The sequence below is a fragment of the Paenibacillus sp. 05T425 genome (assembly GCF_056396205.1).
This window is the reverse complement of the sequence record NZ_JBFTLA010000009.1, coordinates 204,996-217,781: the sequence shown is the minus strand read 5'-3', so window position 1 is coordinate 217,781 and position 12,786 is coordinate 204,996. Positions and strand designations below refer to the sequence as shown.

15 protein-coding genes and 3 pseudogenes are annotated in these 12,786 nt (G+C 51.3%); 12 read left to right on the top strand and 6 right to left on the bottom strand.

Annotated features, from left to right (window positions below; genetic code table 11):
* The first annotated feature begins 172 nt into the window (after positions 1-172).
* From AC1DF0_RS21525 to AC1DF0_RS21515, 3 genes are read left to right on the top strand one after another with little or no spacing between them, the layout of a single operon-like run.
* Positions 173-826: a class I SAM-dependent DNA methyltransferase gene (locus tag AC1DF0_RS21525; RefSeq protein ID WP_477575263.1), complete on the top strand. Its 654-nt coding sequence runs from the start codon at positions 173-175 to the stop codon at positions 824-826.
* A gap of 15 nt (positions 827-841) precedes the next feature.
* Positions 842-1,765: a PLP-dependent cysteine synthase family protein gene (locus tag AC1DF0_RS21520; protein WP_442048470.1), complete on the top strand. Its 924-nt coding sequence runs from the start codon at positions 842-844 to the stop codon at positions 1,763-1,765.
* Position 1,766: 1 nt separating this feature from the next.
* The gene (locus AC1DF0_RS21515) at positions 1,767-2,915 is read left to right on the top strand and encodes a bifunctional cystathionine gamma-lyase/homocysteine desulfhydrase (protein ID WP_477575262.1); all 1,149 of its coding nucleotides are present in this window, start codon (positions 1,767-1,769) and stop codon (positions 2,913-2,915) included.
* A 221-nt stretch (positions 2,916-3,136) separates the two neighbouring features.
* Here AC1DF0_RS21515 and AC1DF0_RS21510 read toward each other — a convergent pair whose 3' ends face one another.
* Both AC1DF0_RS21510 and AC1DF0_RS21505 read right to left on the bottom strand, forming a co-directional pair.
* Entirely contained in the window at positions 3,137-3,910 is a 774-nt protein-coding gene (locus tag AC1DF0_RS21510; protein ID WP_442048472.1) for a polysaccharide deacetylase family protein, read from the bottom strand.
* 76 nt (positions 3,911-3,986) lie between these two features.
* Positions 3,987-4,283 (bottom strand): hypothetical protein, encoded by a 297-nt coding sequence (locus AC1DF0_RS21505; protein ID WP_442048473.1) that lies wholly within the window; start codon positions 4,281-4,283, stop codon positions 3,987-3,989.
* Between the two features lie 293 nt (positions 4,284-4,576).
* On the opposite strand from AC1DF0_RS21505, the gene AC1DF0_RS21500 reads away from it, so the two are divergent.
* Together AC1DF0_RS21500 and AC1DF0_RS21495 are read left to right on the top strand one after the other, a co-directional pair.
* The gene (locus AC1DF0_RS21500; protein ID WP_477575261.1) at positions 4,577-5,431 is read left to right on the top strand and encodes a protein-glutamine gamma-glutamyltransferase; all 855 of its coding nucleotides are present in this window, start codon (positions 4,577-4,579) and stop codon (positions 5,429-5,431) included.
* 118 nt (positions 5,432-5,549) lie between these two features.
* Positions 5,550-6,380, top strand: a complete 831-nt coding sequence (locus AC1DF0_RS21495; protein ID WP_442048475.1) for a class I SAM-dependent methyltransferase — start codon at positions 5,550-5,552, stop codon at positions 6,378-6,380.
* 198 nt (positions 6,381-6,578) lie between these two features.
* Here the strand turns inward: AC1DF0_RS21495 and AC1DF0_RS21490 are convergent, their stop codons facing one another.
* From AC1DF0_RS21490 to AC1DF0_RS21475, 4 genes are all read right to left on the bottom strand, one after another.
* A complete protein-coding gene (locus AC1DF0_RS21490; RefSeq protein WP_337102852.1) occupies positions 6,579-6,770 on the bottom strand; it encodes a sporulation protein Cse60 in 192 nt (63 codons plus the stop codon).
* Between the two features lie 128 nt (positions 6,771-6,898).
* Positions 6,899-7,336 carry a carboxymuconolactone decarboxylase family protein gene (locus AC1DF0_RS21485; RefSeq protein WP_442048476.1) on the bottom strand — a complete coding sequence of 146 codons (438 nt, stop codon included), beginning with the start codon at positions 7,334-7,336 and terminating at the stop codon, positions 6,899-6,901.
* An 83-nt stretch (positions 7,337-7,419) separates the two neighbouring features.
* Positions 7,420-8,298, bottom strand: coding sequence for an RNA polymerase sigma-70 factor (locus AC1DF0_RS21480; protein WP_477575260.1), 879 nt, complete (start codon positions 8,296-8,298; stop codon positions 7,420-7,422).
* 29 nt (positions 8,299-8,327) lie between these two features.
* Positions 8,328-8,990, bottom strand: coding sequence for an HAD family hydrolase (locus tag AC1DF0_RS21475; protein WP_477575259.1), 663 nt, complete (start codon positions 8,988-8,990; stop codon positions 8,328-8,330).
* 151 nt (positions 8,991-9,141) lie between these two features.
* Between AC1DF0_RS21475 and AC1DF0_RS21470 the strand changes: the two genes are divergently transcribed.
* The 7 genes and pseudogenes from AC1DF0_RS21470 (at position 9,142) to AC1DF0_RS21440 (ending at position 12,744) form a co-directional block, all read left to right on the top strand.
* Complete coding sequence (locus AC1DF0_RS21470) at positions 9,142-9,489, top strand: ArsR/SmtB family transcription factor (RefSeq protein ID WP_477575258.1); 348 nt, start codon at positions 9,142-9,144, stop codon at positions 9,487-9,489.
* 154 nt (positions 9,490-9,643) lie between these two features.
* Positions 9,644-10,256 (top strand): annotated as a pseudogene (locus AC1DF0_RS21465) (SDR family NAD(P)-dependent oxidoreductase).
* 274 nt (positions 10,257-10,530) lie between these two features.
* Positions 10,531-11,055 carry a LysM peptidoglycan-binding domain-containing protein gene (locus AC1DF0_RS21460; RefSeq protein WP_477575257.1) on the top strand — a complete coding sequence of 175 codons (525 nt, stop codon included), beginning with the start codon at positions 10,531-10,533 and terminating at the stop codon, positions 11,053-11,055.
* 174 nt (positions 11,056-11,229) lie between these two features.
* Positions 11,230-11,499: pseudogene (locus tag AC1DF0_RS21455) on the top strand (hypothetical protein); the annotation flags it as partial.
* A gap of 15 nt (positions 11,500-11,514) precedes the next feature.
* A pseudogene (locus tag AC1DF0_RS21450) lies at positions 11,515-11,727 on the top strand (TM2 domain-containing protein); the annotation flags it as partial.
* Positions 11,728-11,882: 155 nt separating this feature from the next.
* Entirely contained in the window at positions 11,883-12,215 is a 333-nt protein-coding gene (locus AC1DF0_RS21445; protein ID WP_442048483.1) for a PadR family transcriptional regulator, read from the top strand.
* Entirely contained in the window at positions 12,208-12,744 is a 537-nt protein-coding gene (locus tag AC1DF0_RS21440; protein WP_477575256.1) for a DUF2812 domain-containing protein, read from the top strand. The genes AC1DF0_RS21445 and AC1DF0_RS21440 overlap by 8 nt, the downstream gene beginning before the upstream one ends.
* Positions 12,745-12,786: the final 42 nt, after the last annotated feature.

Below are 12,786 nucleotides of genomic sequence, written 5' to 3'. Positions count from 1 at the left end.
GGTCAGTCTAATCCTATATATTTTCGAGATAGTAGGCATCCGCACAAAACCGCGATTGGCTTGCTTCCGCTTACACCTTGGCCTTTCGACGCTCATATGTTAACGGTATATACAATTAATCTTATGAACGAGGTTGGTTTTCATAGTTCGAGCCAGAGAGGGCGGATGCGGAGTGGGAACCGAATTTAATAAGCTATTCGACGAGTGGTCGGAGCATTACGATCAAACGGTGACGGGACATGACGTGCAGTATAAGGAAGTGTTCGATAGATATGATGATATTTTGAATGCGGTAGCTGCTCGCGCAAGCGGAACGGTCGTCGAGTTTGGTGTCGGAACGGGCAATCTGACACAGAAACTGCTCGCCAAAGGGCTGCGCGTATACGGCATTGAGCCATCTGCTGGGATGCGGGCGCAATTTGGCAAACGTCAGTTGGCAGCAGCGCTGCTTGAGGGAGATTTCCTCGACTATCCGGCTATCGAAGAGTCGATCGATACGATTGTCAGTACGTATGCGTTCCATCATCTGACGGATGAGGAGAAGGGGCTGGCGATCGCGCAATATGCAGCTTGGCTCGGTGACGGCGGCAAAATTATTTTTGCGGATACGGCATTTCAGGACGAGGCTGCAAGGCACAGCATTGAAACGGCCGCGGAGGCAGCGGGGTATATGGAACTGCTGAACGATTTACGGACCGAATATTATACGACATTAGATGTGCTTGAAAGCTTGTTCAAGGAGAATGGGTTTCATGTCTCGTTCCATTCCTTGAATCGTTATGTATGGCTGATGGAAGCGGTCAAGGTCAAGCCGGTCGAAAGCTGAGAAGGGGAGTGACGCATGGTGTTGTATAGAAGCGTGCACGAGCTGATCGGCAACACTCCTTTGATACAGGTGACGGGATTTAAGCTGCCAAAGGGTGTGGAGTTGTATGCAAAGCTGGAGTTTATGAATCCGGGCGGCAGCGTGAAGGATCGGCTTGGATTGAGCCTGCTGGAGCGGGCGCTGGAGAACGGCAGACTGAAGCCTGGCGGGACAATTATCGAGCCGACGGCCGGCAACACGGGCATTGGCTTGGCGCTTGCAGCGGTGCGGCGGGGGATCCGGACGGTGTTCGTTGTACCGGAAAAGTTCAGTATCGAGAAGCAGCAGCTGATGCGGGCGCTTGGCGGCGAGATTGTGCATACGCCGACATCTGAAGGAATGAGCGGGGCGATTCGCAAGGCGGAGGAACTGGCGGCGACTTTGCCTGGCGCTTATATCCCGGGACAGTTCACGAATGAGGATAACCCGTTAACCTATTATCGGACGCTTGGGCCGGAGCTTTGGCGCGATATGGATGGGGCACTTGATATATTTGTCGCGGGAGCGGGAACGGGAGGCACGTTCATGGGGACGGCGCGCTTCTTGAAGGAGCAGGATTCGCGGATCAAGACGGTCATTGTAGAGCCGGAGGGCTCGATTCTTGCGGGAGGAGAGGCAGGCTCGCATCGGACGGAAGGGATCGGCGTCGAGAAGCTCGCTCCGTTCATGGATCCCGGATACTTTGATGCGATTCATACCGTGCAAGATGATGATGCGTTCGCGAGAGTGAAGGAGCTGGCGCTGCTGGAGGGTTTGCTTGTCGGCAGCTCGTCAGGCGCAGCGCTTCATGCGGCGCTGGATGAGGCGGCGGGGGCGAAGGCGGGGAGTCGGATAGTAACCTTATTTCCGGATAGCAGCGAACGTTATTTGAGCAAAAATATATACGGCGGGGGCGCATAACATGAAACCGAGGACGAAGCTCATACATGGCGGCAAGCCGATCGATCCGCATACGGGCGCTGTAAGCGTGCCTATCTATCAGGTCAGCACGTATAAGCAGGATAGCGTCGGCGTTCATAAAGGATATGAATATTCGCGTACAGGCAATCCGACGCGTCATGCGCTGGAGGTGCTGATCGCCGACCTGGAGGAAGGGACGGCCGGATTCGCCTTCGCATCGGGAATGGCGGCTATTCATGCGGTATTCGGACTGCTGCGCGCGGGCGATCACATCTTGATTACGGATGATGTGTACGGCGGCACGTACCGTATCGCGACGAAGGTGCTTGAGCGGCTCGGCATCGAATCGACGTTCGTGGACACGACCGATTACGGCGAGCTGGACGCTGCGCTAAAACCGAATACGAAGGCATTGTTCGTCGAGACGCCGACCAATCCGCTGCTCAAGGTGTCGGACATCGCCGAGTTGGCGCAATGGTCAAAGGCTGCAGGGCTGCTGCTTATCGTCGACAATACGTTCGGCACACCGTACTGGCAGACGCCGATTACGCTTGGTGCGGACATCGTCATTCATTCGGCTACGAAATATTTGGGCGGACATAGCGATGTCGTTGCGGGCCTGGCCGTAGTGAACAGCGGGGAGCTGGCTGAAAGGCTGCACTTTATTCAGAACGCAACTGGCGGCGTGCTTGGTCCGCAGGACAGCTGGTTGCTTATGCGCGGACTGAAGACGCTGGGGCTGCGAATGGAAGCCCATGAGCATAATGCGCGGCAGCTTGCTTCGTACTTGGACGGTCATCCCGAGGTTGTGGGCGCGGTCTATTATCCAGGACTGGAGAGTCATCCGCAGCATGAGCTGGCTTTGAGGCAGGCGCGCGGTTTCGGAGGTATTATTTCTTTCGATGTCGGGAGCGAGGCGAGGGCAGCGGCGTTGCTTGGACGGCTTCAGTACTTCACGCTGGCCGAAAGCCTAGGCGCGGTGGAAAGTCTCATCTCGGTGCCGGCTAAGATGACGCATGCCTCGATTCCGAAGGAGCGCCGCGAAGCGCTCGGCATCACAGACGGGCTCGTCCGTATATCGGTCGGCATCGAGGACGCCGAAGATTTGCTGAACGATCTCGAGCAGGCGCTCAAGTTCGAGGAGTTATAGGCCCAAGCATGCTTGGGTGCGCGGTAGGGGGCAAATAGCGTAAAAAGGTTACGCTATTTGCTCGGAAACGGCGAGCGTGTGTGTAATAGGGAAAGGACTTTCGCTATTGTCACAGCTAGGGGGAGAAACAGCGAGTTTGGAACTCAAATGCCGCGTAGAACGAGCCACAGCCAAGGCTGTCCTTGAAGGGATGCCTTGGCTGTGGCTTGTTAGCTAACCGGTTAGCGGCTGCCGCTCTCCTGGCGACCCGTCATCGGGACGGCCGAGCGAAGGAGCTCGGAGACGGGCACCATTTTGTAGCCGCGTTTCTGCAGCTCCGGCAAAATAACCTCTAACGCAGCGACCGTCTGCGTCTTACCTTCCACGTGGTCGTGGAACAAAATAATGTCGCCATTGCGGACATTGTTCAGCACCTTATTGATGATATGCCGCACACCGGGCCGGTTCCAATCCTCCGTGTCCTGATGCCAGGACCACATAATCGGGACAAGTCCCATTTCATTCGAAACTTGGATAATGGTTTCGTCATAGATACCGCCGGGCGGACGGAACAGATAGGTTCTTCGGCCGGATGCTTCGATTATCGCTTGCTCTGTGCGCTCGATCTCCTCGCGAACGATCCGCTTCGAAGAAGGCAGGTGAAAGAATACATGGCTGTAAGTATGGTTAGCCACCTCATGCCCTTCGCCGATGACTCGTTGTACGACTTCCGGAAACTGTTTGACGCGCTTCCCAATCACGAAGAAGGTGCTTCTCGCCCCATAACGATTGAGCAAGTCTAAAATGGCATTCGTCTCGACCGGATCCGGCCCGTCGTCGAATGTTAAGGCGATTACTTTCTGATCGGTCTGTACCTCCCAGATCATATCGCCCTTCTTCTCAAAATAGCTGCGGTCCTTCTTAATCAAGGGAGAAGCATACGATGCCTGCGAGGACGAACAGAGCAGCACGCTTAAGCCGATGAGCGCGAGCTTCAGCCTTCTATTTACCGACATACAATCCAACCTTTGTTCAATAGATATACGGACAAAGGTAGCTTGCCATTATTTCTGCGATTTTATGAGCTATTTATTAGATGGGCCTGTTAGGCTTCATGAAGCTTCTCGCCAAATGATCGCTTTGCAGGTCGCCGTTTTGTTTGCCGTAATTCTCTAGCACATCAATCGTATAGTCCTCGCTCGGATCAACCGGCTTATAGATGAATTGCTCCTTGTTCGCAAGGCGAACCTCGAAGCCGCATTGTTTCAGACATTGCTCGAAATGCTCGGAAGTCGGCTGCTCATTTTCCTCTAAAAATATAAGCCCTCTCATCCGTTCGGACGAAGCGCCGCGAATGACTTTGAAATGGACGATATGTTCTTTTTTCATGGAATCTCACGCTCCTCATCACTTCATTCCAGTCTCTTAACTTTATCGTATGACAAATCGGCCTTCTTGTCTGTGACAGTTTCATGATCGTTAGAGCGGCTGCGGACGCCTATCTTGATTCAAATATAAGAAAGTATAAAATGGGCTGCTTATACTGTGCTTATATTTCTCCGGAATGAAACGCGCATCACCGCCAAAGGACGGCGTTAGCCGTTTCACCTTGCGTCTCACCAAAAGCGCTCACCTCACGTACAATAACCTATACACGAATGCGGATATATGGAGGTATGACGGTGATTAATATTACGGGCAGCAATGCAGGGCAGATTAGCCAGCTGCCGCTTACGGAGCTGCAGAGAAGCATCGTGCGTCAGAAGGAGAACAGTCCTGAGGTATATCGGTATCCATCGCTTAAAGCGTTGCAGTTCGAGCTTGATTTGAGGGCTAATATTGTGCAGGCAGCCAAAGATTTGAACGACAGCGGAGCAAGCTTTGCGGTATTCAAAAAATCAAGGTGCAACGAGCGGCTATGGACCCGTACGGAGGCTGGCGGCTTCAAGCTAAGACCGGGCGTGCTTCCTTCGGACGGCATAAGAGATATATATGCTAACGGCGAGCTGTATGCTTTCGAATGCGCAACGGCCATCGTCATTTTGTTGTACAAGGCGGTGCTGGATACGCTGGGGGAGGCAACATTCAACCGCCACTTCCGCGACCTGCTGCTGTACGACTGGACGTACGACAACGATCTGCGGTTAATTACGCTTTATAGCTACGTGGAAGCTTATCCGGGCGATATTCTCTACTTCGAGAATCCCGATCATGACGACGACAGGCCGGAATGGCAAGGGGAAAATGTGATCAAGATGGCCGACGATCAATACTTCGGTCACGGCGTCGGCATCGAAACCAAAGCCGATATGATCGAGGCGCTTAACGGCACGCGCAATCCGGGCAGCACAAAGTCGGCATTCTTGTCCGATTTGGTCAACCACCCTGACTTCAATTATTTGATGACGCTGCCGTCGAGAAGCCGAGAATCGGTCCTTGCGGATCGGGCGGAGCCGGCTGTCGTAGCGAGGATAGGCACGGCTGTCTACGTGTACCGCAACCACAATATGCGGAAGCAAGACAGAATGCTTCTGTAGAATAGTTATGAATGAACCCGCCGTGCTGGCGGGTTTTTATCATATACGGACTCTTGCAAAGAAGGCAACAGATATCCATAATAAGGGTGAAGAATTAGAGACGGAGGTGCTGTTAGCCATGCATTCAAATTCGATTATCCAAAATAACGTCAACCGGTTCTCGGGCTTCGAGGACGACTATAACCGTTATCGCCCGGAGGCGCCGCAGAAGGTTGTCGAACTGCTGACTACTTATCTCGGGAGAAGGCCTCATGCGATTGCCGATCTCGGCTGCGGTACGGGCTTGTCCACATTCATATGGAAGGGACATGCCGACAGGATTGTCGGCGTCGAGCCGAACGATGATATGCGGGGCAAGGCGACCAGTAAGCTGGCATTGACTGCGGATTCGGATAAGGTAGAGCCTATCTCGTTCGTAAAAGGGTACTCGGATCAGCTGGAGCTCGCTGATGAGAGCATCGATATCGTGACCTGCTCGCAATCTTTCCACTGGATGGAGCCGGTAGGAACGCTGAATGAGGTGGGGCGCGTGTTGAAGGAGGGAGGCGTGTTCGCGGTGTATGACTGCGATTGGCCGCCTGTCATCCACTGGGAGGTCGAGGCGGCATACGAGCGGCTGATCGCGAAGTCGGAAACCGTTATTGCCGAGCTGATTCCAGAGCAGGATCGGGCAGTCAAGGCAGACAAAGAGCAGCACTTGGGACGCATTCGGGCGAGCGGCAAGTTTAAGTATGCGCGGGAGATCGTCTTCCACAACATGGAGCGCTGCGATGCGGACCGTTACGTAGGCATTGCGCTTAGCCAAGGCGGCGTTCGAGTCGTACAGAAGCAAGGCTCGAATGCGCTGGACGAGGAGCTGGCGGAGTTCCGCGAGGTTGCCGAGCGTTATTTTGCCGGACAGGAGCTTGACGTGCTGTTCAGCTATCGGCTGCGGCTCGGAGTGAAATAAAGCAGGAAATCGAAAAAAGGTGTTTGTATGCGAATTGCTCATACGAACACCTTTATATACCACATCAGAAGTGTAAGTGCTTTACAGCGATAAAGCGTAAAGGAGATCATTCTGATTGGCGATAAAAACTTCCGCTTAAACGCGGTCGCACTTCCTCGAAGTGCTCCGATAGGAGTTTTTCTCAATCTAGGCGCATCATTACTCTGCGTCTTTCTTGTACACGATCAGGATCGTGCTGCGCTGGTACGCATTGCCGGACGTAGCTGTCTTAATCATGGAACCGTAGCAAATATTAACGACTTGATCGTCACGCAGCTCGGCTAGAAATTCATTCGCGCGTTTCTCGGCGAACACGGCATCGGTATCGATGAATTCTTTCACTTGAATCATGAGGTCACCTCCTAATTATGTAGAAAAGAGACATACCGCAATGCATGATCGCGGTATGCCTCTGACTATAGTAGGCTGTAAAGTGTTCGGGGTCAAGCCCTGATCGCTTTGCTGACGCAATGAAATGTTTATTGCGGCATCATGCGAGTGGAGATCGCGATGCGGTTCCAAGCGTTGATCGTAACAATTGCCATGATGATCTCGCCTAGACGCTTCGTATCGAAGTGGCGTGCAGCTTCCGCATATACCTCGTCAGGTACATGTCCTTGCGTCACGAGCGTAACCGCTTCGGTCAGCGCAAGCACCGCACGCTCCGCGTCGCTGTAGAACGGCGCTTCGCGCCAAGCGTTTAGCATGTAGATGCGCTGCTCCGTTTCGCCTGCCTTGCGGGCATCCTTTGTATGCATATCGATACAGAAGGCACAACCGTTAACTTGCGACGCTCTGATCTTGATTAGCTCCAATAACGATTTCTCGATGCCCGTTGATTGTATATAAGCTTCAAGACCGCTCATTGCTTTGTATCCTGCTGGAATTTCACCGGCTAAATTCATTCTTTGTTCCATCGTATAGGCTCCTCTCCGGCTCTGCACCGGTTATTTTGACTGTCTCACTAATAAGACAATGCAGGAGCTCCGTTTGTGACAGGTTACCCAATCCGTTGTAATTTATCCGGATTGAGTACGATATAGAGATGTTCAATCCGTTCCCCGGCAGCATCCAGCTTGAAGCTGATAGCCTTAAGCGGACGGCCGTCCCGATAGAAGACGATGCCCGGCTGCCCGTTAATAAGCGCCATGCTTTGCGATTCCCCGAAGAAACCTTTTGCGGATACGCCTTCGAGGAATGCTTGCACGCGTTCTCTGCCGATAATCGTGAAGATCGCGGCGCGTACTTTGCCGCCGCCGTCGGATGTAAGCAGCGCGTCTTCAGCGAGCAGGCTGACGAGCGCATCGACGCTTCCGCCTCGCGCAGCCGCGAGGAACGCGGTCGCAAGCGGTACTGCCTGTGCCGTATTATCCGGGAGAACAGGCGATTGTTGATGCAGCTTATCATTAGCGCGGCTAAATATTTTGCGACAGTTGGCTTCCGATTTGCCAAGTATATCGGCAATCTCGCTGTAATCGAAGTCGAATGAACCGCGAAGGATGAACACGGCTCTCTCAACAGCAGACAATTGCTCCAGCATGACGAGCAGGGCGTAGGATACGGTCTCCGTATGATCATAGAGATCCGATGGATCATCGCTGCCGCCCGTGGTGAAGCTGACAAGAGGTTCGGGAAGCCATGTACCGACATATTGCTCGCGCCTAATGCGGGCGGATTGCATATAGTTGATGCATCGATTGGTCGTCATACGGGTTAAGTAAGCTTTCGGATGGGTGATATCGTCCGTCTGCAGCTTACTGTACTCGATGAATACGTCCTGCACGAGGTCCTCGGCATCAGCCAAAGAGCCGGTCATGCGGTAAGCGATCGCTTGCAGCAAGGAATGGTAAGTCGTATAAGCGTTCTGAAAATCCATCATAGCTGGACTCCTTCCAGGGGTCGTCATGGTTAGAGACGGGATATGAGTGCGGGTATATCGAGCAAATCATGAACGAAACCATCTGCTTGCGCGGGCTGTTCCCAGCGGGCATGGCTTTTCCAGATGCTTTTCATGCCAATAAGGCGAGCGGCTTCAACATCGTTTAACGGATGGTCGCCAATATAGACGCTTTCTTCTGGCTGTACGCCAAGCCGATCTAGCGCCCGTAGGAAAATATCCGGATGGGGCTTCTTAATCCCTTCCCAACCTGAGATCAATATAGCATCAAAGTAAGGCTCGATTCCAATAGCCTGTATATTGCGATGCTGGAAATCACCGATAGCATTCGTGATAAGCCCAAGCGAGTATCCTTCTTTTTTGAGCGTATCCAGCATGGTTATAAGACCGGGGTAAGGGATACAGCTTTGGTGAAACTGCGTAACATAATCCTCCAGCAGCTCCGCCGGCGTGATGTCTACTATGTTGAACTGGCTTGTTAGCTGTGCGTAGACAACGTCCTTCCAGACATAACCTCCCGCATCCCGCTCAATGAAAGCCTCTATGTAAGCTTCCTTTGGTATATGCTGCAGAGCTGCAAAGTACCGATCATATTGATGGCTGACAAAATGCTTAACGGAAGCATCGCGGTCGAGCAAGGTGAGATCGAGATCGAACAGAACCGCTTTTAGCAAGATGAACTCACTCCTCGCTTTTGTAATGGCAAAGTGATTGTAATCGAAATGACGGAAAAATTCCATATGTTGACTTTTAATCGGATTGCGGTTATATTACGATTAAATAACTAATTATTTGGTTATATGACCGATATGGAGAGAAGACAGAATGGAATCCGCCGATACTGCACAGTTAGAGAACATCGTACATCAGCAGCTTAGGGAATGCAGCCCGATTTTTCTTGCTCTTGCCGACCCGATTCGGCAGGACATTATTATGATGCTTACCAAACATGATTCGTTGAACGTCGCCCAAATCGTCGAGCGATCGCCAATGTCCAGGTCAGCTATATCCCATCATTTGAAAATATTGCGCCAAGCGAAGCTCATCTCGTCGAACAAGGTAGCGACTGAAATATACTACTGCTTGGATATTGAAGCATCCGTTGTGCAACTGAAGGCGTTTCTGAGTACGACAGAGCAAATTATCGTGCGCAAGACAGAGGCATCCGAGTAGGACAGCGAGCGGCACTTGCTAATGGTTTAGGCTATTGAAGTGGCGGATATATGTTTACGAAGCTCCAACCGGAGCTTTTTTCACCGCTTAAATAACTAAATATCTAGTTATTTAATTATTTGGTTGTTAAATAAACAACAATGGAGGTCATTTAATGATGTCTAACGTGCTTATTACAGGAGCGTCCAGCGGAATCGGCAAAGCATTCGCCGAGCTGTTTGCAAGGAAGGGCTGTCGCGTGATTCTCGCATCGCGCAACGCGGAGAAAGGGAGTGAGCTTGCCGAACAGCTTGAGCGAAATCTGCATAGCTGTAGACTTGGCGCACGGCAGCGGCCCTGAAAGGTTGTACAAGGAGCTCAAGCAGCAACAGATTCCTGTTGATATCCTGATAAACAATGCAGGTATCGGCTCATTCGGTCTGCTTCATGAAATGGACGTCCGCTCCGAGCTGGATATGATCCAGCTTAATGTTCATTCACTTTCGCATCTTATGATGCTGTTCCTGCCGGATATGGTGAAGCGCAGAAGCGGCCGCATCCTTAATGTTGGATCAACGACTTCGTTTTACGCTTGTCCGTTAAGCGCGAATTATTCGGCGTCCAAGGCGTTCGTACTGTCTCTCACGGAAGCTGTCGCAAGCGAACTGCAAGGAACCGGGGTAAGTGTCACCGCGTTATGCCCGGGAGCAACGGGAACGGAATTTTTCCGGCGGGCAAAGATGGAGAATCAGAAGGTAGCGAAGCAGGAGGCGCTTATGACGCCCTGATAAAGTAGCCGAGATCGGCTACCGTGCGTTGATGCGAAGCAAGACGTTCGTGATACCTGGCTTTCAGAACTGGCTTCTGGCACAAGCCCCTCGCTTATTTCCAAGACGGTTCGTTACTAAGGTCACGCGCAGCGTTCTCGAGCAGAAGCTTTAGCTGGCCGGACAGGGGGGATGAACCAAACAAGCCCATTTTCAATCACAAGGAGCACACCATGAGCAATAGCCCATATGTTATATAGACAGATGACTATATCGAATATTGGAGGTTTCATTTATGGATCGTGGTTTTGTTCCTGGCGGTTTCGGCGGTGGATTCGGCGGTGGATTCCGCAGACCTTTCCGTCCGTTCCCCCACCCGTTCTTCCCTGGCCGTGCATTGTTCCCGTTCTTCTTCTTCTCGCCGTTCTTCTTCCCGTTCTTCCGTGAGGACGGCACTATTATCGACAATGATATGTTCGTCGCTCAGCATCAGGTGCAAGCGGGAGACTCGATGGATAAGATCGCCCACATGTACAATATTCCTAAAGTGATTTTGGACGAAGCAAACCCTCATCTTGCTGGCCAAAGTCTTCAAGCGGGTACGGAAGTTCATATTCCTCGTATCTCTCATATGGGTTGTCAGAAGACATACATCGAGAGTGCAGCAGATGCGCCAATGGCTAATCAGATGATGCAAGGTCAAGCGAATCAAATGCATCAGGCAAATCAGATGCACCAAGCAAACCAAATGCATCAGATGCATCAAGCGAAGCAACCGAACCAACCGAATGTGATGCCGTTCTCCGGCAAGCTATATTAGTCCATATTGAAATAAGCCTGCTTACGGGAGCTTCATTCCGCGAGCAGGCTTATTTGTTAGGAATCGGATTATAGAGTCGAATGACCATAGATGCGTCAATAAGATATTTTCATACGAATACTAGTCAGTCTGTCCGTATTTACTATACAATGAGGCTAATTATAGGCTAAATGCAACTCATGCGGGGCGCCGATTGAGCAGGGGCAAGAGGCTTGCGCGTATTGCGGCACGCAGGTTGCTGCAACAAACGAACAGGTAGAAAGAGAGATTAAGCAATTTTTCGAGGAAGGTCAGAGTGGTCAATCCTCGCAATCCATTCAGACGACTGCGAGCCAAGATGGAATAGTCATTAAATGGAGCTTCGATGTGCAGACGACCCATACACAATCACAGCCTCAGCCATATACCCAACAGCCGTATACCCAGCAATCGGCGGGCCAGTAGCAATACAATTCATACGTACACGAAAAGAATAAAGTATTAGCTGGAATACTTGCGATATTGTTTGGTGGATTGGGCGTACATAAGTTTTATTTGGGCAGCATGGGCTGGGGAATTGTCTATTTGCTGTTCTGCTGGACGTTCATTCCTGGTATTATCGGATTAATTGAAGGCATCATCTATCTGTGCACTCCAAACGATCGGTTTCAAGCGAAATACAGTCGAAGGTAAGCTTATAAATAAAATGATGACGAACGACTGCAGTGCAGTGGTTCGTTTTTTTGTGCCGGAAACTATTGTGTACTGTATCACGTCGTGATACAATCACATCAAGATATATCACGTCGTGATACAACGGATGGTGATATACAGGGGAGTGAAGAAGCGTGAAGTTGGAAGAGCTGTTGAAAAGCTACTTGCCGATGTCAGAGACGGCTTACTATATACTGCTCTCCTTGATGGAGATTCGTCACGGGTACGGCATTATGCAGGATGTCGACGAACTGACCAAGGGACGGATAAGCCTAGGGGCAGGAACTGTTTATGGCAGCTTATCGCGGATGGAGAAGGACGGTTTGATAACCGTTATGCATGAGGAGAATCGGAGGAAGTCCTATCTTATTACCGATAGCGGAAGAGCGCTGCTTAAGCAGGAGATTGCCCGAATAGGCGAACTGTATAACAATTCGTTGAAGGTGGAGGGGAAGCTGGATGCGTAATACCGAAAGCAATAGGAAGCTGGTTACCCGCTGGTGGTCAGGCTGGCAGACGGACAAAATTGAATCATGGATTGAGAAAATGGAGGCCGAAGGCTGGCATCTGGTGCGGATGAGTCGGAATGCGACCCGTTTTGAATTCGTAAAAGGGGAGCCAAGACGGATTCGTTACGGGGTCGATTATCAAACGACACAAGATGATGGGTATAGAGGTCTCTTCGAAGATGCCGGCTGGGAGCTCACTTATGAGGGAGCCGGTTGGTATGTTTGGCGTAAAGCATACGGGGCCGATGAAGCTAGACCTGAAATCTATTCCGACAATCAATCGCGGATCGATCGCAATAATCGCATGATGGGCATGCTGTTTCTCGTTAGCTTCCTCCAGCTTCCGATTATCCTGATCAATATCCCTCAATTCAGATCGACGGCTTTCGTATGGTTATGGATCGTTTACTTGCTGTTATTCGTATTCATAGGCTACGGTATACTTAGGCTGGCATCGGCGAACAGCAAGCTGAGGAAGAGGATGTAACTGGCGGCAGCAAAAGAGGGAACGGAGGCCGATGGCGGACCG